The sequence below is a fragment of the Pedobacter hartonius genome, from assembly GCF_900107535.1.
Classification (GTDB): Bacteria; Bacteroidota; Bacteroidia; order Sphingobacteriales; family Sphingobacteriaceae; genus Pedobacter; species Pedobacter hartonius.
In genome coordinates, this window is sequence record NZ_FNRA01000010.1 from 67,089 (window position 1) to 93,251 (window position 26,163).

The 26,163-nt window shown below is 43.7% G+C and carries 13 protein-coding genes; 5 read left to right on the forward strand and 8 right to left on the reverse strand.

Annotation, left to right across the window (positions count from 1 at the left end; translation table 11 throughout):
* The first annotated feature begins 136 nt into the window (after positions 1 to 136).
* A complete protein-coding gene (locus BLW16_RS16650; RefSeq protein ID WP_090558703.1) occupies positions 137 to 934 on the forward strand; it encodes a hypothetical protein in 798 nt (265 codons plus the stop codon).
* Between the two features lie 403 nt (positions 935 to 1,337).
* Here the strand turns inward: BLW16_RS16650 and BLW16_RS16655 are convergent, their stop codons facing one another.
* From BLW16_RS16655 to BLW16_RS16680, 6 genes are read right to left on the reverse strand one after another with little or no spacing between them, the layout of a single operon-like run.
* Complete coding sequence (locus tag BLW16_RS16655) at positions 1,338 to 3,947, reverse strand: BamA/TamA family outer membrane protein (RefSeq protein ID WP_090558705.1); 2,610 nt, start codon at positions 3,945 to 3,947, stop codon at positions 1,338 to 1,340.
* 11 nt (positions 3,948 to 3,958) lie between these two features.
* Positions 3,959 to 6,322, reverse strand: coding sequence for a GAF domain-containing protein (locus tag BLW16_RS16660; RefSeq protein WP_090558707.1), 2,364 nt, complete (start codon positions 6,320 to 6,322; stop codon positions 3,959 to 3,961).
* 4 nt (positions 6,323 to 6,326) lie between these two features.
* Positions 6,327 to 7,199 carry an SdiA-regulated domain-containing protein gene (locus tag BLW16_RS16665; protein WP_245735350.1) on the reverse strand — a complete coding sequence of 291 codons (873 nt, stop codon included), beginning with the start codon at positions 7,197 to 7,199 and terminating at the stop codon, positions 6,327 to 6,329.
* Complete coding sequence (gene ppk1, locus BLW16_RS16670) at positions 7,196 to 9,247, reverse strand: polyphosphate kinase 1 (protein WP_090558709.1); 2,052 nt, start codon at positions 9,245 to 9,247, stop codon at positions 7,196 to 7,198. Before ppk1 ends, BLW16_RS16665 begins: the two co-directional genes overlap by 4 nt.
* Before the next feature lie 7 nt (positions 9,248 to 9,254).
* Positions 9,255 to 10,526 carry a Pycsar system effector family protein gene (locus BLW16_RS16675; protein WP_090558944.1) on the reverse strand — a complete coding sequence of 424 codons (1,272 nt, stop codon included), beginning with the start codon at positions 10,524 to 10,526 and terminating at the stop codon, positions 9,255 to 9,257.
* A gap of 25 nt (positions 10,527 to 10,551) precedes the next feature.
* Positions 10,552 to 11,139: a TetR/AcrR family transcriptional regulator gene (locus tag BLW16_RS16680; protein WP_090558710.1), complete on the reverse strand. Its 588-nt coding sequence runs from the start codon at positions 11,137 to 11,139 to the stop codon at positions 10,552 to 10,554.
* Between the two features lie 533 nt (positions 11,140 to 11,672).
* On the opposite strand from BLW16_RS16680, the gene BLW16_RS16685 reads away from it, so the two are divergent.
* The 4 genes from BLW16_RS16685 to BLW16_RS16700 are packed head-to-tail and all read left to right on the forward strand — an operon-like array spanning position 11,673 to position 23,872.
* The gene (locus tag BLW16_RS16685; RefSeq protein WP_090558711.1) at positions 11,673 to 12,467 is read left to right on the forward strand and encodes an FkbM family methyltransferase; all 795 of its coding nucleotides are present in this window, start codon (positions 11,673 to 11,675) and stop codon (positions 12,465 to 12,467) included.
* A complete protein-coding gene (locus tag BLW16_RS16690; RefSeq protein ID WP_090558712.1) occupies positions 12,457 to 19,008 on the forward strand; it encodes a type I polyketide synthase in 6,552 nt (2,183 codons plus the stop codon). The genes BLW16_RS16685 and BLW16_RS16690 overlap by 11 nt, the downstream gene beginning before the upstream one ends.
* A 3-nt stretch (positions 19,009 to 19,011) precedes the next feature.
* On the forward strand, positions 19,012 to 23,067 hold the full coding sequence (locus tag BLW16_RS16695; RefSeq protein WP_090558714.1) for a non-ribosomal peptide synthetase: 4,056 nt from the start codon (positions 19,012 to 19,014) through the stop codon (positions 23,065 to 23,067).
* A 25-nt stretch (positions 23,068 to 23,092) separates the two neighbouring features.
* Positions 23,093 to 23,872 carry a 4'-phosphopantetheinyl transferase family protein gene (locus tag BLW16_RS16700; RefSeq protein WP_175470622.1) on the forward strand — a complete coding sequence of 260 codons (780 nt, stop codon included), beginning with the start codon at positions 23,093 to 23,095 and terminating at the stop codon, positions 23,870 to 23,872.
* Here the strand turns inward: BLW16_RS16700 and BLW16_RS16705 are convergent.
* Together BLW16_RS16705 and BLW16_RS16710 are read right to left on the reverse strand one after the other, a co-directional pair.
* A complete protein-coding gene (locus BLW16_RS16705; protein WP_090558717.1) occupies positions 23,855 to 25,024 on the reverse strand; it encodes a glycosyltransferase family 2 protein in 1,170 nt (389 codons plus the stop codon). The two genes, BLW16_RS16700 and BLW16_RS16705, sit on opposite strands and share 18 nt — an antisense overlap.
* Before the next feature lie 6 nt (positions 25,025 to 25,030).
* On the reverse strand, positions 25,031 to 25,942 hold the full coding sequence (locus BLW16_RS16710) for a glycosyltransferase family 2 protein (protein ID WP_090558719.1): 912 nt from the start codon (positions 25,940 to 25,942) through the stop codon (positions 25,031 to 25,033).
* Positions 25,943 to 26,163: the final 221 nt, after the last annotated feature.

The window sequence follows — 26,163 nt, forward strand, 5'->3', positions numbered from 1 at the left end:
CGCACTTTGTTTGGTATTATTTTAAATTAAAGCCTGACGAATTAAAGAGCATGTGTAAAGAATATTTTTAATTAATTAACCACGATAACCATAAATAGAATTAAGTTATGAATTAAATAAATAAACTATTAAGATTATGAAAATTCATATTAATATTCTTGCATTTTGCCTGCTGACGGGATTCAGCGTGATCCCTGCCTGTAAGAAAGCAGAACCTCAAACCAAAGCAATTCACGACACGGAATCTCCTGGTGGTACCGGCCAGGAAAAAGCACTTATTCCCCTTCAAATTGGAACGGGAAAATCAAAAATAACATTCAGTTATACGGCGGACAATTCGCTTTCCAAAGTAGAATATGGAGATGGGACCAGCACTGTTCTTAAGTACAATACTTCGGGTAAACCTTCAGCGCTCATGAGTTATCAGGGCTTGGAATTACGTTCTTTCACACAGTACACGCTGGACAAGGACGGATGGGTGGTCAGGGCAAACAAATATCTGGTAACCGATCAGGGATATGACGACGCGGGAAATGATGTTTTCACATACTATACAGCATCGCGGTTAAGCCAGATCAGTCACTATAATCTGCAAAACAAACTGCTCGGTACCAGCCAGAAATTTTACTCCGCATCCGGTAACGTTATCAGAGATCAGAACAGTATCGATGCGCTCAGTGCCGGGTATCTTTATGACGAAAAAAACGGCCTGTTTAAAAACGCCGGTTATGCCTGGTTATTTGCTGCCGAGGATGGGAACAAGCTTTTTTTCTCCTGTATTAACAATGTCAGGGCATGTACTTATGTATTGAAACCTGATCTCAATCAGAGTTTTAGTTATACTTACAATACGGATGGTTATCCGGCTACGGTCACATCTGTCAGTAATGGTGTAACGGTAAGTTCGAAAGTCACCTACCGGCCGGCAGAATAATCTTTTTCACCGGCGCTAAAGCTCCTCTGGGCTTCGCTGAAAAAAAGAACATTGGTTTTGATGCTGCCGGCTGCTGAAGCGCAGCCGGAGAGGCATCAAAACCAATGTTTCTTTTTTTTTAACGGTTATCCTGTAGCATGGTGGCATGTATGGTGGCATGTACAGTGGCCGGGTTATGGAGGTTGTATGGTGGCCGGGTAAGTACGCGGGTTTAGAAGATCCCTGGTATGATCTGTAAAAAATATGGTATGCTGTATTCCGACCTAGCGTCGTTGAGCGCAGCGAGACTATGCAGTCGGAATACAGCATACCATATTTTCAGCTGAGATGATCCAAAGCAAACGGTAGCCAGAAAACGGTAGCCAGAAAACGATAGCAAAAGAAGACAGCAAGAATACGCAGTTTAAAAATTAAACCCGACAGAAATATAGGGCAATGTACTTTCCTTCGAAATGCCAACCGCAGCCTGGATCAGGATCAGATCAGCAGGGACAATGTAAATCCCCCCGCCATAACTATAATGCCACTGATCCGAAGATTCTCCCGGATACCATACCCGGCCTACGTCATTAAATGCAAGCAGTCCTATCGAACCTGGAACAACATACGAAGTAAAATCGAACAGCTTCAGCCTGAAATCCAGACTCTCGTAAGCCATGGTTTTGCCTGTAAATCGATTGGAGTGATAACCGCGGAGGTTATGTACCCCACCGAGCTGCAGGAGCTGAAAGAACTCCGGATTGCCAACGGTAGTTCCTCCGCCAACGCGGTTTGCAATCACAAATCCGCCGTTTCCGGGATTAAAGTACGAACGGAATTCAGTTTGCAGTTTTCCGTAACGATCGCGATCGCCATTGATCTGCTGGCTTCCCGTAATCCTGGTATTCCAGTAGAGGCCCTTTTTGGGCATAGCAATATTATCCCTTGAATCATAGCTGACTTCGGTAATCAATCCAGCGTAAGACTGATCGGCAAAAACAGATTCTTCAGGATTGCTTATATTAAAATCATGGAGGAACCTGTCCTCATTCGCACTGCGGCTGCTGGTGTAATATTCAGTTGTAATACCTGCACCGATAGTCCATTTATTGAGTTTTTTATACAGTTGAAAATCGGCCGTCAGGTAATCATAGCGGTTCCTGTAATAGGAGATCCCCCTGTCCTTACCTTCGTCTTCATTACGGTCATCATCGTCATCCTGGATAAAGGCCGTTTCATTTCCCAGTCCGAAAAAGTTACTGAGGTTATGCGGGCCAAGGAACTGAGCATTCACTTTGAAGTCATAGTTGCCCACTACCTTTTTAAAATCACCGGCATAACTGAGCATGAAAGCCTTTCTTCCGGTTGAATAATCTACCCAAAATTCCTGTTTGGAAGCATACGGATACTTCCTGAAGCCCTGTTTCTGTAAGATAAGCCCTATACCCGGCTGTATGCCCCTGTCCACGCTATAATTCAGGTGAAACAATGGCCCGAACTGATCATAGATATAATTAAATTTGTGCTGGTTTACAGCCGTATCCCTGGACAGGCGGAGTTTCGCGACAGCGGCCGCAGAAAGGTCATTTTCCTCGTCGATACGGTCGTAAACATATGTTTTAGCACTGCCTCGTAATTCCGGGTTCAGTTTAAAGGTATCCTTATCATCTCCTCCTACAAGTCTGACGGTAACCGGAGATGTAGTATTGCCGGTCACATCAAATACATCTTCCCCTCCCATTCCATAAAGCCTGATCTCTTTGGTTACAGTATGGTCAAAAGTACGGTGATAGAGTTTTCTGCCCTGTTCACCACCCTTTTTAATGTTGTGTATGGTCAGCTCGATATCGCCATCCTTTTGATGTTTTACTTCAAAGTATTCACCCTTGTCTGACGTTGGGATCTCTACGGTTTTTGCCAGAAAACGATAGTAGTCCATGGCGCTCTTTTCAAGGTTGTTCCTTCTGGCAATCATGATCTGAAGTGTACGCTCACCGCCTTCAGCGAAAATATTGGCGGGGATCTTCAGCATCGCCTGGCGTAAAACACCGGCAGTAAGTTTTTCCTGTACATACTTTACTGCTTCCTTCCAGTCCTTTTCAGACAAAGAGTTTAAGAAATAGCGGTCGAAGTTCTGCTGGTTAAAATTGTATTGGTCTACAGCACGGATGTTTTCTTCGTAAGGCTGCAGGTTAGCCTTCAGCCACTGGTGAGAGAGCACCCATGGCAATAAACCCGATGTGCTGTAAAACACCTTGTCCCGGTCTTTCGGTACAGGGATGTAGGTGACATCTCCTTTTTTGTCCTTATCCTTCAGCCATCGCCAGTTATCTTCATGCCTGTCCCAGTCGCCCACAATAAAATCAAGCAGTCTTGCGCTTAGCAGTAGTTTCTGGTCCACCTGATGGTCATTGTCTTCTTCGAGTTTACGTTCTACTTTCTGGGTATTGTCACTTTCTTCAAATCCGATGGGTGACCGTTCTTCCAGTAAATAAACGGCATTAGAAAAATCTTTCCGGTATTCTTCCAGGGCGGGATCATCGCCGATATAGATAATTTCAGGATGTGCATGCGGAATTTGCAGGATCTCTGCCAAGGGAGGGACTACCAGAGAAGCAAAAGGATGATTGGTGGCAATCTGATCCTGCACAATATCTTTAGCGATCGTGGCCCTCAGGTTTTCGGGCAGTCCCCGCTCCGGGTATTTCTGGACGGTCCTCAATGCCCATTCCTGGCCAGAGGCATCCTTCAGCTGCAGTGAACGGGTTTGCATTCCTCCGCCAAGCTTCAGGACCTTCATTCCGCCCCTCTCCTTCTGCAGGTCTACGATCCTTACCTTAACAGGAGTAGCCCAAAGTTTACGGTAACTTTCACCGAAAAAGAAGCGGTGTGCCTTACTCACGGAGTCATAAACAGGAGAAATAGCAATGGTGATGGAGTCCCTGTTGTGAGACTGCTGGGCTATAGCCATAAACGGCAAGCCCGCAGAAAAGGCTATCACCATTAAACTTACTTTATTCTTCCTGGAAATCATGTATATTTTTATTAAGCTGTATTCGTTCCGGCAACCTCAACCCGTAATGCTTTTAATCCTTCAACACCCTGCAGTTCTTCCACATCGATATATTCGATCACGTCGGTCAGCATCTTTTCGCTCTGCAAACGGTGAATATAGCCCAAATATTCCTGTGCTTCAGAATTATTAAAATAAACAATAGCAATTTTACCAGGCTGGGTGAGGCGTTCTGTACTGTCCTTGATGTGTGCTTTATCTATTCTTTTTTTAACCATTTGATACCTGATATTGTAACTTCCTTCTACATCGAACCGCTGTTCATCCAGGCGGAAGCCGATATCGATCAGCTTATCGTAAACAAAGATCAGCTGTGTTGTTTCCAGGGGTATCGGTAAATGCGGGGTGAGATTTCCTGTTATCCTGGCAATTTCGGCAATTGCCTTCAATTGCCGGTACCGGAAATCTGTCAGGTAGTGGTAATCAAACTTTTGATCGGGAGCAATTGATTGCCCGAGATAGATATCGAATTCCACGCCATCCGTTCTGAACTTCTCAAAATAACACGGATAGAGTTCCTGTAATTCTGCATTAAACTCATCCAGGTGCCTGTTCAGCGCATGATTGATCATTTGCATGCTCAGTTCATAGTTATCCCTGTTCTCATATATCTTCCCGCCTGGCTGCGTCAACTCAAAATATCCGTCAATCAGTTCCTTAGCTTCAGGGTGCTCTTCAGCCAGCATATTAAAATATATTGGAAGCTGACGCTGCAGATAATCATCAGTTTTCATAATTTCACGGTCGGACATTTCATCAAAACTCTTGTGGTTCCATGCCGACTTTTGCCTGGGGAAATCTTCAGAAAACCCATCCGGAATCTTCGCCCGCAGGTTCTCGAGCGTTAGCTCAAGCACTTCGAAATGTGCATACAGGTCCTTCCTGATCATCAGATTACGCTCGATACTGGAGTTTCTAATGTCTATAGCTCCATAAAAAGGGTGAACATCCTCGAAATAAACCGGTTCAATCGGCAGGTTCTTTTCGGCAGCGCCTGACTTCATATAGTCGTACGCCACCTGGAAAAAACGCCACTGAACTGCGGGTTGCAATGCCGTAAACTTGTCCGTCACAATCGAGGTGATCTCATTGTTGAAATCGACAATAATATTCTGATAAAGCTGTGCCAGCAAAGGAAATGCTGCTTCAATATTTGAAAGGGTGCTTCCGTTAAAAGCAAGAGGATCATTTGTATGTACTTCCAGACAGCCCACCAGTTTTGCATTATAATATAAAGGGAACAGTCCGTATGATTTGATCCCTCCGTCGGCAATCAGCCTGAGCAAAGGAAATTCATCGGCATTGGTGTTACTGACATCAGGGAAGATCAGCCTGCGGGGGTGGGCAATAAAATCATCTGCAAGTACCGTATATTCATCTTCCGGCAGGCCGTTGAGCTTTGCCTGTCTGATAATTACGCTTTCAAAACCTTCATGACTATATAACAGTGCTTTTTTATTCAGCCTCATGTAAGGTAAAAGACTAAACTCTATGGCGGCGGTTCCAACCAATGATTTCAGGGCATTTACAATCACGGAATTGTTCCAGCCTTCCATACATTGATTGTGTTCAATAATGGTATTCTTTATGGCCTCAAGCGCGTATTCTGCAGTCACGTCCGTAAGGTTAACGATAGAGATCCCTTCAATGCTGAACATCTCCGCTGGCAGCAGTTTGCTCAGCAGTTCAATACTGGTACTTTCATCTTTCATGTATTCCTTAATCCGCTGCAGCGTAAGATCGGGCAATTCCCCATGGGCTTTAACCTCCAGGAACCGGTTATCAATATTTAACCGGTAATATTTAAGCAGGTGCGTATCATGGTCAACGATCGACTTGATGGTATCCTGCTGACCACCTAAACTGAAATTGTAAAATCTTTTGAGGACAATGCTATAGAAATTCAGGATCTTGCTCTTTTCCATTACCGCCTTTGAGGGCAGGGCAAGGCTCTCCCTTAAATTCCCGTCTTTACCCAGTAAAACGGAATAAAAGGCATCCGTTCCATAATAAAAACAAGGTGAAATAGGCCTGCCCAGTGCCCATAACTGTTCATTCTCCTCATTGATGATGGGTGACAGCGCAGTATATATCAATTCATAAAGATGATTGTACTTTGAAGTGTCCTCTTGCGGAATAGCAAACTGCAGTTCAGGGTAAACGGAAAACTGCTCCAGCATATACTTATAAAAGTTGATCTTGGCAGTTTTTTCCTTACTCATTTTTTCGGTAAGAAAATCAATAAAAGGCTTTAATGAAAACTGAATATCAGTTCCGGTTGCCCCGGTATCAATCCCGCTAATGGATTTATCCAAGTCTAAAGTTATGGCCTGCATTGTCTTAAGGTTTAGGTTTAAACTTCAGGATATTACCGGCAGAAAGCTCATCACCCTCATTTGATATATATAAATTCATCTGGTCGTCAAAAGCTAAACCTTCCGGCTGATTGAAGATAGAAGAGTTTAAGCGGTGAACACTTTTCACCTTCCAGTCCGGAGTAGCTACTACCAGCACTTTATTCACCGAAGAAAGGATATACCATTCGCCGGAATGCGGATCTCTTGTCAGCGCCGATGCCTTCAGTCCGGTTTTCAGTATTTCATCCTTTTCAATCATCCCGGAAAGGTCCATGGAAAAATTACCCGAGGGGATCAGTTCCTTTTTAGTTGAATTGTAGGTAAAAATAGAGCCCGACATCGACTTATCTTTTTTATCATCTTTACAGTTCTTGCAAAGCAGGTATACCTGGTTCGTTTGATTGTCAGCATAAATGCTTTCGTATTCACCCTTTGGCAGAATGTCCTTGAATATTTTAATATCCTGTATATCTTCCTGCGTAGCTTCAGTGAAAGGAAACACATAGAGCGTACCTTTACTTTCAAGCACCATGACGGTTTCATTTAAAATAGCAATATCTTCATAATCACCTTTTGATGCAAACCGGGCATGTTGTTGCTTTTTATTCATCCAGGCCTGTCTGAAAAGCCTTCCGTCTTCATCCTGTATAGAATAAACAGTATCACTTTTATCCTTATAAAATGCGATACCTGAGATCTCCAGCAAACTTTCAGGCATATTAAATTTCTCGGGATGATTGAGATCATAACGAGCCGGACTGGTAAATGATGGTTTTGGAGGCTTACAGGCATAAAACCCGATCAGTATAAAAACCGGGAGTACGCAAATTATAAGCTTTTTAAAAAATCCTTTCATATCGCATTAATTGTTTCTACTGTCTTCACCTCTGTTAACAGTTCGTATATGGCACGCTGGGAACTGATCTGCGGTTCTCCGGTAATATAGGTATTTTGCAATTCTTCGTTCAATGCTACTGCCTGAACAGTATCGTTCAGCTGCAAATTTAACATTTCAATTAACCTGCTTTTCAGTGATTCGTCGTAAATTGGGAAACAAACCTCAATTCTGCCATAGATATTCCTGTTCATCCAATCGGCAGAACCCATAATAACTTCCTCTTCACCATGATTATGGAACACAAATATCCGTCCATGTTCTAAATATCTGTCCACAATACGCCTGATCGTGATATTTTCACTCTGTCCCGCTACTCCGGGGATCAGGCAACATACACTCCGGATGATCAGCTGAACTTTTACCCCTGCATTAGAAGCGTCATATAATTTGGAAATGAGCACCTTCTCCTCCAGGTTATTCATTTTGATCACGATCTGCGCCGGCAAACCTTTTCCGGCATTCAGGATCTCGCGGTCTATCAGGCTGAGAAATTTTTGCTGAAGGTTAAATTGTGCGACCAGCAGATGCCCGAAATTGATGTCATCTTCCAGCAATGGTTTTTTCTTCTTTTTACGCAGAAAGCCAAAGAGCTGCTGCAATTCCTGCAGCATATCCTGGTTTGCCGTCATCAGGATATGATCAGTGTAAAACCTCGCTGTAGACTCATTCAGGTTGCCCGTGGCCAGTAAACCTATATAATGGCTCTGGTCCCTTACCGTTCTTTTCACGAGTGCAACTTTTGCATGTACCTTCATGTCGGCATTGCTATAGATCAGTTTGACACCTGCTTCCTTCATCCTGGAAGCCCATTTGATATTGTTGGCTTCATCAAACCGGGCTTTCAGCTCTACCATGACGGATACCTTTTTCCCATTCTTTGCTGCCGTGATTAAGGCGTTCACTATTCTGGAGTGATCTGCTACACGGTAAAGGGTAACAGAGATCTCTTCCACAAAATTGTCATTTGCAGCTTCATTGAAAAACCGGAGGATGGGGTCATAATTCTGATAGGGAACATGAACCATCAGGTCCTTTTTCATGATCAGGTTAAACAGTGTTTCTTCCTTTTTTAAATACAGGGATTGATGTGAAGGCCATTTGGTATAGCTTAGATGCGCATCCTGCAAAGGAAAGCCACCCAGATCTTTCATATTGTGGTAAAAACCTCCCTGCACTACAGATGCTTTGGAGAGGTTTAAAGTATAAATGATCCTGTACAAATGCCTGAGGGGAATACCCGGCTGACATAAAAAGCGGGTCGCAAAACCCAGATCACGTTTTTTCAGCTCCTTTTCCAGAGCTGAAGTAATATCTTCATCAATTTCGTCACGCAGGTTCAGTTCCGCGTTCCTGGTGATCTTAATGTTATACACACCGGTGATTTTTTCCCCCGGGAAAAGATAGGCGAGGTTATTTCTGATGATATCATCCAGGAAGACCACATATTTGCGCCCGGCGTCATTCAGGGCAAAAAGCCTGGGCAGGGTATCCGAAGGAACGGTGATCAGCTCCAGGCGTTCAGTTCCTTCCCCATCGGTAAGCATGATTGCCTGGTATAACTTATTGTTTTCGGCAAAGAAGCCATCATCATCCTTTTCCACAGAGAACAGCCTGATATAGGCAAGCACTTCGTTAAAAAAAATACCGGCGACCTGGTCTTCAATCGCTGAAGGGATAGCTTCATTGTATAACCAATGAATATTTTCTTCTTTTAAAGCCGGTAAAATATAATTGGACAGCAGATGACCAAACCTTTCCTGCTGCTGGTTGATCAGGTACTGTGCCTTATAATAAGTATTGTACAGGCCGGTTCTGTCATCAAAATTATCAATCGCCATTAATACAGGCATCCGGACCCTGTAGAATTCATCCAGATTTGAAGAGTAAATAGACAGGAACCTGATCCGTTCCAACAGGGGGACATTTCCGCTTTCAGCTTCCATTAAAACCCTTTCGTTGAAGCTCAGCCAACTCAGGTCGCGATTATAAAATGTGTACTCTTCCATATGGCTGTTAAAGTGCAACCCAGGCGGCTGCGATGACGAAAGCAAGAACTGAGCCGATGATGCCGAACATGAAAACATTATATGCTACTCTTAACAAACGATATTTGCGACCTAAAACTACACCCTGGGAATATACATCGCGGATCAGGCTGCCGTAGAGGAAATCACGGTCTTCCATCATTTGTTCCATTCCGGCAACATAATCCGGCAGGTCCATCCGGTAGAAATTACCAAAAAACAACAGGTTCACTTTTTTTTGTTTGATATCTTCGGCACTAAATGTCCCCTCAGGTACTGAAGGGCGCGTGGCAAGAATAGAAAACACCATAGTGACCACACAAATGACCAGTAGTATCAGCGTAGGAATGATCAGATGCGGATTATCTTCCAGCTTGCGCAGCAGGATACTCAGGATCACCGATAAGATAATGGAATTGGTAGAAATCATAATATGGGCTTTATTATCTGCCATATCGCTCAAACGCTGGTTATTTCCGGAAGTAATTCTGAACATCGTTTCAATCCCTTTATCGGGACGGTCGTTTTTCTTCTTTTTTACGGTGGTGACGTCTGCCTCTTTCTTCATAACGGCTTTATCCTCCTCCTGTTTCTTCTCTTCCCTGCGCTCCTTCTTTTCCTCTTTTTCCTGTTCCTTCTCCACTTTTTTTTCTTCCTTAAGCGCTTGTTTTTCTGATTTGTCTTTCAACTCCTGTAGGTTTAGTTCTTTTTTTGCATTCAGCAGATCCTGGCAATATTCTGTATGGTAGTGGTGCCCTTCAAAGAGCGCAATCGTTTTCAGCCGCCATTCATCCTTATCAATATCTTTTTCATGGAAAGCCTTTACTTCCCTGCGCATCAGTTTGTTATTTTCTTTAAAATTGTCGCCACCCAAATGAAAGAGATCTGCATCACAAACGATCTGTTCCAGCAGGCTCACGGGGTGCTGCGGCATTTTGGTAGCGAGAATGCAGTTCACGATGAGTTCAATCACCTCCGGCTCCGCTCCCCTGGCGGTAAGGAATTGTTTTGCAGATTCCCCGCCCCTGGCCTCATGATGGTCAAAGCTTGTTAAATAACCAATGTCGTGAAACCAGGCTGCGGCATTTACCACAAAGAAATCATGATCAGACAGTTGATAGTGATTTGCAATTTTAACTACTGCTTTTACCACCCGCTCTGTATGGTCGAGGTTATGGTAGATTAGTCTTTCGTCTTTATTAGCGTGAAACAGGCTGGCGATGTGTGCCCGAACCTGATCTAACACTTCAAGGTAGTTCATCATATAAATATGGCGGTTTAATTTTTTAATTCCCAATTCCTTCAATGAGCATGTCTACCAGCGCATCAAAATACTCATGAGGTTGTATATCAGCAGGATTAATTGAAAGCGGAAAATGCAGTCCCCTGAATGCTATGACCATCACTAACGACAGTTTATGAATATGCGTATCTGAAATGTTTTTGAATTCAGCAGAATGTACTCCTCCCAATATGATCTGTGTGATCATTTCGATCTGAATCCGTTCATATTTCAACCTCAATGGCATTAACATCTTCCGGGATTCAATAATATCTTCAAACAGGACCTTATAAAGACTACGCAATTCCAGGATGGCAGTACTTTGTGTAGTTAAAAATGCCTTCAGTTTATTTTTTGCAGAAGGAGCCGCATCTACGGTATCCTGCAAATTTTTGATCACGGTTTGCATTTCATATTTAACCACTGCTTCAAATATCTCATTCTTCCCAGGGAAATAATTATACAGCGTACTTTTTCCCTTTCCTGAGGCTGCAGAAATATCATCGATAGTAGTTTTCTTTAACCCAAATTTTCCAAACAGGGATTTTGCTGCTACCAATATTTCACTAATTACAATCTCATCTTTATCCATAACGAAATTTCTTTCGGGTTAGAGCCTAATTCGTATCAAATCCAAAAGTATTGAATATAATTGTGGAAAATAATACCCTACTCATAAAAAAGTACCGGTTTTGTTTTTCTAAACTCATATTACGCACCGGCCCGACCGGACGGAAGCGAAATTAACTTTCAACAGGTATACTAAAGACAGGCCAATTGCTAAAACGATCTGCGCCGCAAAGCAGGGGGAACGGTTTTGGTACTGAAGTTAGTATTTGTCACACAGCCAAGCCAATGCTTAAAGATTGACAAATGAAACACTCAAATTTTTGAAGATTTGCCACTTTGGTACAATTGATGTAAAGAGTATAACATTACTCATTTTCAGGTTTATGAAAATACGCACTACAGCTATACGTGTGTTTCAAAGAAAATACCTTGATAATGAAGATTTAAAACAGATTATTTTTGCCTAAATCTCATTGATTTTTCTTAAATTAAGAATAGGAAAGTTTTAGTAATAAACAGTAATATATATAGAAAATTCAGATCAGTATCATATAAATGGCAACGCAACTTATAAAAAAAATGCTGGGGATACACCCCCAGTCAAACGTACAACCTTTGAATAACCTTACCTATTTCGGTTCAGAAAGACATGGATATCTTGTGCCCGACCATCTTCTAAAACCCGAATCTATCGTCTATTGCGTTGGTGCAGGTGAGGATATATCATTTGATACTGAGCTAAAAATGAAATTTGATTCCCGGGTCTATATTTTCGATCCGTCACCATATGGTATTAACCATTATAATGAGGTAAAAGAATATGTGAATAACCGTACGCCGTTAACGCTCGACAAAACCATCGCCCCATATGTATATCACATAGGGCCAAAACAATTTGCCGAAATTAAGTTTATTGCTGTCGGACTTTGGGATAAAAAAGATATCCTGAAATTTTACGATCCGGAAAGGGAAAACTATTCTTCTCATTCGGCTTATCTCTTCACAGATTCAAAAAGCTTTATTGAAGCCCCGGTAGACCGCTTAAGCAACCTGATGAAACAGCTGGGACATTCACACATAGACCTCCTTAAAATAGAGATTGAAGGTGCAGAATATAAAGTGATCGATACTATTGTTGAAGACAAGTTAGATATCAAAGCCATTCTTGTGGAGTTTGATGAAATTTATAATACAAATGACAAGGGGTTCCATTTCAGGATCAAAAATAGTTGCGACAAATTAAGAAAAGCCGGTTATATCCTGGTTCATTCTACCGTTGCACTAAAACGCCTGTTCGTGAAGAAAGACATCTACGATCAGTTAAAAAAATCAGAACTCAATGAAAAATAGTACCGAGCAAAATTTTATTGATACAGCGCATCTCCCGCTGATTTACAGCCTATTTAAAAATACTGCTGAAGAATTTCCGGAACGAACTGCTATTTCCTTTGGAGATGAACGGGTTACCTATCAGGCCCTGTATGAAAGGGTACAGCGCTTTAGCGAAAAGATAGCCGCTGCTGCAATTGATGAAGACCTTATAGGTGTAAGTACGAGCCGCTCTGTTGAAATGATAGTTGCCGTACTCGCTATACTTGGGGCCGGAAAAGCATACCTGCCCCTGGACCCTGCCTATCCGGAACAGAGACTTCAGCAGATCATAACCGATTCGGGCGTTAAAACCTGTCTTGCTGAAAACAGTGAGGAGCATTTTTTCCGTAAACTAGGATTAACCGGCCCATCTGCGATGAACACGGCAGGAAAAACACCCGTGTTCAGGCAAAATCCTAATATCTATGTTTTATATACATCCGGTTCGACAGGCAGTCCAAAGGGAGTATATATGACGCAGCGGGCAATGTCTAATCTCATTCTGTGGCAGCACGGAAATTCTGCAGCAGGCCCGGGGAGCAGAACGCTGCAGTTCGCCCCCCTGAGCTTTGATGTCTCTTTCCAGGAGATCTTCGCCACCCTGACAACGGGTGCTACACTGGTTCTGGTAAACGATGACCTGAGGCTGGATCCGGTAAACCTGCTCAAACACATTGCCACTAACAGGATAGACCGCATTTTTCTTCCTTTCGTTGCCCTGCAGTTCCTCGCAGAGGCAGCAAGCAGTACCCGTCAGTTCCCACAAAGCCTCAAAGAGGTGATGACTGCCGGTGAACAGCTGAAGATCACTCCCCAGGTCAGGGAATTTTTTAAAAGCCTTGATGGCTGTATACTCTATAACCAGTACGGCCCAACGGAGTGCCATGTGGTTACACAACTTTTACTTGACGGCTCTCCTGAAACATGGCCCCTGCTGCCGAACATAGGAACACCTGTAGCAAATACTTCCATCTATATCGTAGATGAACATAAAAACCCGATACCCGCAGGAGAAACGGGAGAACTGGCGATCGCCGGAATCAGCCTTGCTGACGGTTATCTGAACAGACCGGAGCTCAGTGCCGAAAAATTTGTCTGGATTAGCGTAAACGGAACAAATACCAGGGTTTACCTGACGGGCGACCTGGCATCTTACCAGCAGGACGGTACAATTGAGTTCCTGGGAAGAAGAGACGACCAGGTTAAGATCAGGGGCTACCGGATTGAACTCGGTGAGATTGAGGTGCAGCTGAATGCCATTGAAGGTATTAAACAAGCTATTGTAATCTCCAAAAACAATTCAGCAGGCCAAAGCAGGTTACTTGCTTATCTTGTTGCAGGCAATGGAGACGAAAGTACAGCCGGGATAAGAAAATACCTGGAAGAAAAACTACCCGACTACATGATCCCGTCTTCCTTTATCTGGATGGACGACCTTCCAAAGACTACAAGTGGCAAGGTGGATAAAAAAGCACTTCCCCCGCCTGAACGTAAACGGCCCGAGCAATCGGTCCTCTACCGCGCTGCAAAAACAGATGATGAAAAGAAAATTGCAGCTGTCTGGGCATTGGTACTTGAACTGGATGTTGTTGGTATAGATGATAATTTTTTTGAGCTGGGCGGTAACTCGCTGCTGGCATTAAAAACGGTTTCCCTGCTGCGCTCAGAACACCATATGGAACTGCCGATCACCAAACTCTACCAGTTCCCGAGTATCAGCCAGATCCTGGAATACCTGAATCCGGCTTCAGCGGAGAAGAAAACAAAAAGGAACGCAATAAACCCTGCAGATCCGGCACAGCCGATAGCCATCATAGGGATGTCCGGAAGATTTCCGGGTGCCCGGACAGTTGATGAGCTATGGGAAGTATTACGTAATGGAAAAGAAACTACCAGCTTTTTCAAAAAGGAGGAGCTTGATGTCTCTATACCGGATGAGGTAAAGAATGACCCTGATTATGTAAGTGCCCGGGGAATCATTGAGGGTTCAGAACTTTTTGACCCGTTGTTTTTTGGCATCAACCCCAAACTGGCAGAAGCGATGGATCCCCAGCAGCGCATTTTTCTGGAGATCAGCAGGGATGTACTTGAAAAATCAGGACACCTGCCATCGGTATATGACGGATTGATCGGTGTATTTGCAGGATCAGGAAATAACAGTTATTACCAGCAAAATGTATCCGGTAATGCCGAACTGATCAGCCAGGTAGGCAGTTTCCAGGTAATGACTGTAAATGAAAAAGATTATATTTCTTCACGAACAGCATACGAACTTAACCTGAAAGGACCGGCAGTCAGTGTTTTCTCCGCCTGTTCAACATCTCTGCTTGCTGTTTCACAGGCTGTAGAAAGTCTGCGTAAAAACCAGTGCGATGTGGCTATTGCTGGCGGGGCGAGTGTGACTTCGCCGGTTAAAAGCGGCCATATCTATCAGGAAGGTGCGATGCTGAGTAAAGACGGACATTGCAGATCATTCGATGAAAATTCTACCGGGACGGTTTTCAGTGATGGTGCCGGAGTTGTACTTTTAAAGACATTGGCTGCTGCAAAAAAAGATGGAGATACCATTTACGGCATCATCAAAGGTACCGGCGTAAATAACGATGGTGGCAGTAAGGGCAGTTTTACTGCTCCTAGTACAGAGGGACAGGCTGCAGCAATTGCAATGGCCATCAATGAGGCTGCAGTAGACCCGGCAACAATTTCTTATGTGGAGGCACATGGTACAGGAACGCCTCTTGGTGATCCCATTGAGATTGAAGGCCTTAGACAGGCTTTTGGCGAACAGCCGGTTCAGCAATACTGTGCCATCGGTTCAATAAAAAGCAATATGGGGCATATGACGGCTGCTGCGGGTGTGGCAGGCCTTATTAAAACAACGCTGGCGCTGTATCATAAAGAGATCCCGCCTTCGATTAACTTCGATAAGCCCAATCCGAATATTGATTTCTCCTCCTCTCCGTTTTACGTCAACCAGCGGCTAAAGCCATGGGATACGGAACAGGTGAGAAGAGCCGGTGTCAGTTCATTTGGTGTCGGTGGCACCAATGTCCATGTTGTTGTTGAAGAATATGCACATCCGGAACCATCGAACAGCGATCCGGGCAAAGCAAAAAATATTTTCAGCTGGTCTGCTAAATCTGCAGAGAGCCTGCAGGCTTACCAGGAGCACTTAAAAGAATTTATAAAGTCGCATTCAACGCTTAACTTGGCAGATACAGCATATACGCTGCAAACGACAAGGACGGACTTCAACCACCGCAGCTTTGTTGTTGCAGGGACAAACGAGGAACTGGAAAGCGCATTGGCACAAACGGCAGTATCAGTTGCCCGGCTTAAACATCTTCCGGGAGAAACGGTTTTTATGTTTCCCGGACAGGGTGCACAGTACCTGCATATGGGTGCCGAACTGTATCAGCATGAAGAAGTCTTCAGGGCTGCAGTTGATGAATGCGCCGGTATTTTATCAGGCTATCTCGATAAAGATATCCGAAACGTGATTTATCCTGAACCAGGTAACCTGCAGGCAGAGATAGATATCAGCAATACGAAGTATACGCAACCGGCCCTCTTCGTTGTGTCCTATGCCCTGGCCAGATTATGGATGAGCCGGGGAATACAGCCCTCTATACTTTGCGGTCACAGTATAGGCGAATATGTAGCTGCACATTTATCAGGGATCTTCTCCCTGGAGGATGGGCTCAGGTTAATTGCCACCCGGGGAGATCTGGTAAGCAGGCTACCAAAAGGAAGCATGCTCAGCGTACGCGCAGCATTTGAACAGGTGGAAGAGCTTCTTCCTGCAGCATTGTCTGTCGCCGCTGTGAACAGTCCGAAATTATGTGTAGTTGCAGGAAGGGATCAAGATATCGCCGCTTTTCAGCAGCAACTGGATGAAAAACAGATATTACACAAAAAACTGCTGACAAGCCATGCCTTTCATTCATGGATGATGGACCCTGTAATACCGGAATTTACAGCGCTGGTCAGACAGGTTAAATTAAATAAACCCCGGAAGCCAATCGTATCTACGGTAACCGGTAATTTCCTTACGGATGCAGAGGCACAGGATCCTGCTTACTGGGCAAACCACCTCAGGAAGACAGTACTTTTTTCTCCTGCAATAGCTACCCTGCTGGAAATGGATAACCCCATACTCATTGAGACCGGCCCGGGAAATACCTGCACTACTTTGGCCTGGCAGCATGGAAGTAAAACCAGTTTCAATGCCATTGCCAGTCTGGATAAAAAAGAAGCTTCGGGTGCCATTGATTCCATTTTAACTGCATTTGGAAAAGCCTGGCAGCTGGGATTAAACCCTGACTGGGCATCATTTTATACCGGTCAGCAGAGAAGAAGAACTGATCTTCCAACCTATAGCTATCACAAAAAAAGGTTTTGGGCAAACCCGAAACCACAGCAATTCAACATTAACCAACCTGCTACAGAAACCTTAACTGTTATGAGGAAAAACACATTAATAGAACGAATAAAATATATTCTGGAAAATGCTTCCGGAATTGAGATGGATGGTGTTACTCCTGAAATGAGCTTTATAGAAATCGGAATGGATTCACTGCTGCTGACTCAGGTAGCACTGATGCTCAAAAAAGAATTTGCACTGCCGATCACTTTCAGACAATTGAATGAAGAGTATTCAACTATTGATACGCTCGCGGCATTCATTGATCAAAGCCTGCCGAAAGAAACTGCCCCGGCTCCTGCAGCAGCCCCGCCAGCATATGCGCCACCGGTGGCTACTGCTTCTCCCGTAAATGGCAGCTTTGCCCCGGCTGATTCGGCACTCGGACTGATCGCACAACAACTGCAGCTCCTGTCTAAACAGGTAGAATTAATGCAATCCCCACCTGCACAAACTTATGCAGACCATGTTGCTCCCCTCCCGGTTGCCGCAGCGAAGGCTGCAAAACCTGAACTTACGTTATCAGAACTTTCAGCCGAAGAACTGACAGAGCTTAAAAAACCATTCGGCGCGATCGCACGGGTAGAAAAACAAGCTTCGGCACTCAGCCCTGTGCAAAGGGATTTTCTGGAAAAATTAACTTTACGGTATAATCAAAGGACAGCCGGAAGTAAAGCCTCTACACAAAAGAACAGGGCGCATATGGCAGATCCGAGAGTAGTCTCCGGATTTAAACCGTATACTAAAGAGATCGTTTATTCGATTGTCACCAATAAATCCCTCGGAAGCCACTTGTGGGATATCGACGGGAATGAATATATAGACGCTTTAAATGGATTTGGTTCCAATTTACTCGGCTATCAGCATCCGGCATTAAAAACTGCTGTACTGGACCAGGTTGAAAAAGGATATGAAATTGGCCCGCAGCATGAGCTGGCCGGCGAGGTAAGTAAGCTCATTTGTGAATTTACCGGCTTTGACCGTGCTGCACTATGCAATACAGGCTCGGAAGCTGTCCTGGGTGCCATGAGAATTGCCAGAACGGTAACCGGCCGTTCGCTGATCGTTGCCTTCTCCGGATCCTATCACGGCATCAATGATGAGGTGATCATCAGGGGAACAAAAAAACTGAAAAGCTTCCCGGCAGCCCCCGGCATCATGCCGGAGGTGGTCCAAAACATGCTGATCCTGGATTACGGAACAGATGAAAGTCTGCAGATCATCAGGGAAAGGGCCGATGAACTGGCCGCTGTACTGGTAGAGCCCGTACAAAGCAGGAGACCGGAATTTCAGCCTGTGGCTTTCTTAAAAGAAATACGGGAGATCACTTTAAAATCTGAAACGGTTCTGATATTTGATGAGGTAATTACCGGTTTCCGTGCCCATCAGGGAGGTACCCAGGCTATGTTTGGCGTTAAGGCCGACATTGGCACGTATGGAAAGGTAATTGGCGGAGGCATGCCTATAGGGGCCATTGCCGGAAAGAAACAATTTATGGATGCCCTGGACGGGGGATACTGGCAATACGGGGATGATTCTATTCCTGAGATCGGTGTCACTTACTTCGCGGGTACCTTTGTCAGACATCCACTGGCACTGGCGGCAGGTAAAGCAACTCTGGAATATCTCAAAGAAAAAGGAACTGAATTACAAACCATCTTAAATCATAATACCGCGTTTCTGGCCGACTTATTGAATAGTACTATCAATGAGTTTCAGCTTCCTATGTACGCTGCCTACTTCGGCTCTTTATGGAAAATCAAGTTCAAAGAAGAATATCCTTATAGCGAACTCTTGTTTACGCTGATGCGTGAAAAGGGCATTCACATCTGGGATGGTTTTCCATGTTTCCTCACTGAGTCACATACACTGGACGAAATTGAGCTGATCGCAGCTAAATTCAGGGAAAGTGTAATTGAATTGATGAGTGTGGATTTAATTCCCCTGAGTGACCCGGCTTCTCCCAAAAAAGAGGATGGCATTCATCCTCCCGTTGAAGGAGCAAAATTAGGCAGGGATCAGGCGGGAAATCCGGCCTGGTTCATAGCGGACCCTGACAACCCAAGTAAATACCTCCAGGTGGAGTCAAAGATTTAAAAAATGGTAGACATTAACGATAATTTAATATTTAAGCAGGTAGACTTCGACCCTTTTGCACAGGGAGAGATCATCAATGCAGCAACAGCCACAGAACCACAAAGGGAAATCTGGACCTCATGTATGCTGGGTGGGAAAGATGCAAGCAGAGGATATAATGAATCGGTGTCCTTAAGACTGAAAGGAAAAATCAAGATCAGCTTTCTGCAGCAGGCTATTGAAAAGCTGGTCATCAGGCACGAAGCATTGAGGTCTGCATTCAGCCTGGATGGATCTACTATTATTATTCACGACACCGTGAAGGATTATCTTACCTGTACTGACATTTCTGCGCTATCCCCTACTGAACAGGAACTTGAAATAAAGAAATATATTCTGGATGATGCCCTTCACCTGTTTGATCTGTTCAATGGGCCCTTGTTTAAAGTTGGTATTCACCGGCTTTCAGATGAAGAATGCCATTTCACTTTTACAGGCCATCATATTATATGTGATGGTTGGTCTTTGGGGATAATTCTTCAGGATATCAGTAAATTCTATTCGGCGTCGGTTAAAAATAAAAGTGCAGATCTTCCTGAAGCAACCCGGCTTACCACATTCGCAAAGGAACAGCTTGAATTTGCAGAAAGTAAGGAACACGAAACCATTGAACGCTATTGGTTAAATCAATACCAGAAAGACATTCCTGTTTTAGACCTGCCCACAGATCGTCCCCGTCCTGCAAAGCGAACGTTCAAAAGTAAAAGACTGGATTTCCAGCTTGATCAGGATCTTGTACAGAGTCTAAAAGAAACGGGTAAAGCTGAAGGAACCAGCCTGGTACTCACCTTGCTGTCATCATTTGAGCTTTTCCTGCATATCGTTACCGGACAAAAGGATATTGTGGTTGGTTTACCAGCTTCGGGCCAGTCCATAACAGGACATTACAACCTCGTAGGGCACTGCGTAAATTTACTGCCCCTGAGGAGTTATCCCAACAGGAACTACAGCTTTAAAGAATACCTCAAATTAAGAAAGCCCGCTATGCTGGATGCGTTTGATCATCAGCAGCTTACCTGGGGCAATTTATTGAGAAAACTTAAAATTGCGAGAGACCCTTCCAGAATTCCACTGGTTCCGGTGGTCTTCAACGTGGATATGGGAATGGATGACGGAGTAACATTTGAAGGACTTGAATATAAACTGATCAGTAACCCCAGGGAATATGAAAGTTTTGAATTATTCATCAATGCAAGCGGCTCTGAAAAATCCCTCACCATGGAGTGGTCTTTCAACACTCAATTATTTGAAGACTATACGATCCGGCAGATGATGGAAGGCTTCGAACAAATCCTCCGGTTCGTCGTTAAACATCCGGAGGAGAAAGTCGGAGATCTTTTGCTGTCAGGCTCGGCCAACTATCTGGCGCAGCCTGTTTTTAAAAGGACCACAACTGTCTCACGCAGAAAAGAGGTGAACAGTCCGCTGGAGGCCGCTGAATTAAACGGAGTAACGGTTCAGCAGCTGTTTGAACAGGCAGTCCAGACCTTTCAGGATAAGCCGGCCATCAGTTTCAAAGACGAGTCCATCAGTTATAGTAACCTGGACATCAGGGCAGACAACCTTAGCAGGGCAATTTTACACCATGCAGCCAATGAGGAAATTATTGGTATCAGTACTACCAGGGGATTAAATATGGTAGTTGGTGTGCTTGCTATCTTAAAAGCCGGCAAAGCTTACCTCCCTCTTGATCCTACCTATCCGGAAGAGAGATTAAACCAGATCATACAGGATTCAAAGCTGAATTTTTGCATTGCCGGTAACGTGGAGAACAAGTTTTTTGACAAACTGGGTCTGGAAGCCATAGATTTTGACCGTACTTATAGTCTTCCTGCACAAACGCTGACCTTTGAAAATCCAAATGCGTATGTTTTGTATACCTCCGGATCAACAGGAAGGCCAAAAGGTGTGTATCTCACACAACGTGCACTGGTGAACCTGATCTTATGGCAAAATGCCAATTCCGTTGCCACCCAGGAAAGTAAAACGCTGCAGTTCGCACCGCTGACGTTTGATGTATCTTTTCAGGAGATATTTGCCACCCTGACAAGTGGCGGCATGCTGATACTGATTGACGATGTCATGCGCCTGAACCCGGACAACCTGCTGGATAAGATTGAACGTAATCAAATTAACAGGATCTATCTGCCTTTTGTGGCACTCCAGTTCCTCGCAGAAACAGCAGTGAGCATGGGGAAATACCCATCAGCATTGAAAGAGGTAATGACGGCAGGCGAGCAACTCAAGATCACTCCCCAGATTCAAAATTTCTTCAAAGCTATGCCCGGCTGTATTTTATACAACCAGTACGGGCCAACGGAATGCCATGTGGTCACTCAGCTGAAATTAGATGGAGATGCACTCCGCTGGCCGGCTTTACCCAATATCGGAAAACCTATAAACAACACAGAAATCTATATAACTGACGAAAGTCTCAGCATATTGGATGATGGTGAGGCGGGTGAACTATGTATCGCCGGTGCAAGCCTTGCTTCAGGTTATCTGAATAAATCGACCCTGACCAAAGAAAAATTTGTAGCTATAAATCTGCCGAACGGAGATCAGACACGTATTTACCGGACAGGGGATCTTGCCAGGATTTTAACTGATGGCAACATCGAGTTTATTGGCCGTAATGACGACCAGGTGAAAATCAGGGGATACAGAATTGAGATCGGCGAAATTGAAGTCATGCTGAACCGTGTACCCGGAATTGCACAGGCAGTAGTAACAGCCAAAGAAGACCATAACGGGCAGAAAAGGCTGATCGCTTATCTATCCTCCTCCACCGGGGTACAGGATACAAGTTATGTAAGAACTGAAATACAACATTTGCTGCCTGTATATATGGTTCCTTCGGTATTTGTCTGGCTAACGGAATTTCCCCGTACCAGCAGCGGAAAAATAGATAAGAAGGCATTGCCGGCACCAGACCAGCTGCATGCTGGTGACCAGACAACTTATATGGCACCTCAGACAGAAACAGAAAGAAAAATTGTAAAAATATGGGAAGAACTGCTGAATTTAAAGAATATAGGGATTGATGATAATTTCTTTGAATTAGGTGGTCATTCACTGATCGCCATACAGTTTATGATCCAGATCGAGAAAGCAAATAGTCATGGCCTGCCCCTGGCGACGTTATTTGAGTATCCTACGATCAGATCTTTAGCAAGACTTTTTGACGGGCAAAACAGGCCAACCACTTATACCTCACTGGTACCGATAAAACCCACCGGATCTAAAACTCCTATCTATATTGTTCATGGAGGAGGTTACAACGTATTGAACTTTAGCGGAATAGGTCTTCACGTAGATACTGAGCAACCTGTATTTGGTATTCAGGCCCAGGGACTTGACGGGATAGAGGAGCCAATGGATAATATGGAGGATATTGCCAAATATTACATCGAGAGTATTCTGGCACAAAACCCAACTGGACCTTATGCTTTAGCGGGTTATTCCTTCGGTGGATACGTGGTGATAGAAATGGCCCGGCAGTTGAGGTTAATGGGGCATGAAATCAAGCTATTGGCGATTTTTGATACCAACGCAAAAAATCTCGACTTCCATGGCTCTGGCATGGATGTCTATATAGAGAAAATAAAAAAGCAACTCCCGAAATTCTGGTGGATCATCAAATCATTCGTCAGAAATCCTAAAAAGACATTTGAATACCAAAAGTTTCTGTTCACAAAAAAAATTAACGCTGTTCTGGGAAATACTGAAGTTGATGTAAAACAACAGGGGGCGGTATATGAGATCATGAGAAGAATTGATGCCAAGTATGAAATAGCATACCAGGGTTATAAACTGGCCCCTTTTGACGAGAAAATTCATCTATTCAGGGCTACAGACAATATTTATTTTGTAGAAGATTATAAATATCTAGGATGGCAGAAATATGCAAAGAAGGGAGTAGAAGTTTACGACGTTCCCGGAGACCATAAAACGATGCTGCTTTCGCCATATGACAAAGCTTTTGCAAGAAAACTGCAGGAGGTATTGGACAAAGTATGATCTTTAGGTTTTAATGTTAAAAGACATGGCTAATTACTTATTCTGTCGAAATATTGATCAGCTCTCATTGATTGGATCATCTGCTGTAAAACAACATCCTGATCCGATTAATATCTGGAGTATATCCGTCGAAAATCAGCTCCGGCATATCACCAGGCTGGAGGGCGTCCTCACACCGGAAGAAAAAGCGCAGGCCGCACGCTACCATCAAAAAAAAGACATGCTGCAGTTTATCGTGACAAGAGCTGCGCTGAGATTTCTGCTTGCCGAGGTGATCTCCTGCCGGCCGGAAGAAGTTAATATCATTACTGCTGCTGGCCACCATAAACCACAGCTTTCAGGGAAGACCGGTATATATTTTAATATCTCTCATTCCAATCAACGTGCTGTAATCGCCATCGGAACCGGGGAAATCGGGATAGACCTGGAATATGTTCAGCCGGATTTCGAATATCTTTCTGTGGCTGAATTTGCTTTTTCCGCGATGGAATCGGATAGCCTGCTCAGGCATGAAAATCCCCTTAAAGAGTTTTTTAGGTTATGGACAAGGAAAGAAGCATTTCTGAAAGGGCTGGGTACAGGCCTGATCAACGACCTGAAGTTGATCAATTGTCTTGACAATGAAAATATTATTCCTGCACATGTTGCAGGAGTAAAGGCCGACTGGGCAGTGACTACAGTAGAACTAATTCCGGATTACCTGATGAGCATTGCCCATGAGCAGCTTCCGGCCGTTAAGCAGATAAATTTGAATACGGATGAAGATCTCTTCACCCGCTCTTACAAATCAGACTTTTCTTTTTGATTTCTCCCAGGCAGCACTTTGATTCTTTTTATAATACCTGATGATCCCCGCAAGCACTGCATAGTTCATCACGCAAAAGTAGTAAGGAATAAAAAGTGCCTTCACCCGGATATTCCTGCTTTCGAAGTACAAGCCCGTTAAGCTTAACAAATAAAATAAAACCTGTAAAACGAACAGCACCTGATAAAAGAAAATGCCGGTATTTAAAGCGATTACGGCATTCAGAATAAACACCAGGAACAAGAGAAAAGGTGTGATTGTCCAGCGCAATACCCTGTGGCTAATATATTGAAAGGTAAAAACAGGGTTGTGAAAAGGATTAGCAGCTTTTTTTAAGCGCAGAATGGATTGTATTCCCCCGGCTGCTATCCTGATTTTTCTTTTGAGCTCTTCTTTTACATCCGCCGAAGCAGTTTCCATTGCGTAGGCACCGGGCTCGTAAGCAATAATAAACCCGTTTTCGGCGATACGCATGGCAATCATGTGGTCATCTATGATGGTGTCACTTTCTACCGGCTGATAAAGTGAGGTGCGGATACTAAACAACTCTCCCGCAGCACCTACGTTAGAATATAATTCATAATCCCATTTCTTCAATTTCGATTCATATTTCCAGTAGAACCCCTCTCCTGCCGAACTTGCATCTGCCGTCTCTTCAACCAATATTCTTTTCTCTCCGGCAACAGCTCCTACTTTTGGATTTTGATAATGTTTGACCAATTCGAGGATGGCATCCGCATTTAAAAATGTGTTTGCATCTGTAAACACGGTAATTTCACCCTTTATGAAAGGAATCGCCCGTTTAATTGCCGCCATCTTCCCTGCCCTTACATCCTGGTGCAATAAGGTGATATCATCAAATCCGCTGATCCTTTCTGCGGTGCTATCCGATGACCCGTCGGTAATAAAAATCACCTGGATCTTATCTTTCGGATAGTTAAGCAATAGTGTATTTTCTATTTTATCTTCAATGATATCTTCTTCATTATAAGCAGCGATCAGCACCGTAACGGTGGGCAGTAACGCTTCAGTTTTAAATGCAAAAGGCTTTTTAAACGCGCTTTTGATCTTTACCAAAAGATAAAGCACAAAACCATAGCCAACAAATGTGTAAACGATCAGGAATATACTGACCCAGAAAATTATAACCATTAATACTTAAATTTTAAAACCAAGTGTAGTACTGTCTTTTGAATTATTGAGATTCCAGCTTATCCCAAGAAATACCCATTTAATGAGATCTCTTCTTCCCTTCTTCAGGTACACCAATACTTGTTTTGGGCAGGCAAGGCCGATATAGTATATACTAAACAGTATGGTATTCAGTAAACCTGTATTCCTCCGGATAAATAACATCCTGTTCCTTGTCATGAAATATGTTTTTATTTTGCTTTCCTTTCCTACACTCATAGATTCTTTATGAAAGATATGGGTTTTCCCGGTGAACCAGATCTTTTTACCTGCTCTTCTAAACTTTTCACACCAGTCGAGCTCTTCATAATACAGAAAAAACTGGTCTTCCATCAAACCAACAGTGTCCAGGTCTGCCCTCCGGCACATCATTGCCGCACCATGGCAAAATGCGGTTTCCCTGCTTTGGCCGTCATATTGACCTTCATTCAGTTCCATCCCCCCGATTACACTGTTCCTGCAGGTGAGGTAATTCATTTCAGAAAAACCGGCATACTGGATCACTTCCGGGGCATCGTAGTAAAGCAACAACGGAGATATTAGGCCTATATCGGGATTTCTTTCCAGTTCACTGCTGAGTTCAGAGATCAGATTAGCAGTGATCTCCGTGTCGTTATTTAACAAAAGCAGGTAATCGCCGGTAGCTTTCTTTATTCCAAGGTTATTTCCGCCGGCAAAACCAAGATTCTTTTCAGAGCGGATATAGATGAGTTCGGGATAGGCCGCTAAAAAATCAGCATAATGATCTTCTGCACTCCCATTGTCGACTAAAATGAGCTCAACTTCAGTAGGATTGGTATGAAGCTGAATGGATTTGAGGAAATCAACCGTTACTGCTGGCTGATTAAAATTAACACTAATAATTGAGGTGCGCTTCATCTGAAGTAAAAGTAATTAATTTCATCTGTTTATTTTATTGTTTTTGCACTTGTTAGATGGAGCTTTTGATGAATGCAGGTTACATCAGAATATGTTTATTTTTATAGCTGAAGATGCCTGTCAGAATTTATTCCCTTCAGTTGTATACATATCTGGCTGAAATTTAATATTAATACCTATAATTACATTTTAGCAGCCAAATTATGTTTGTATAATCTACA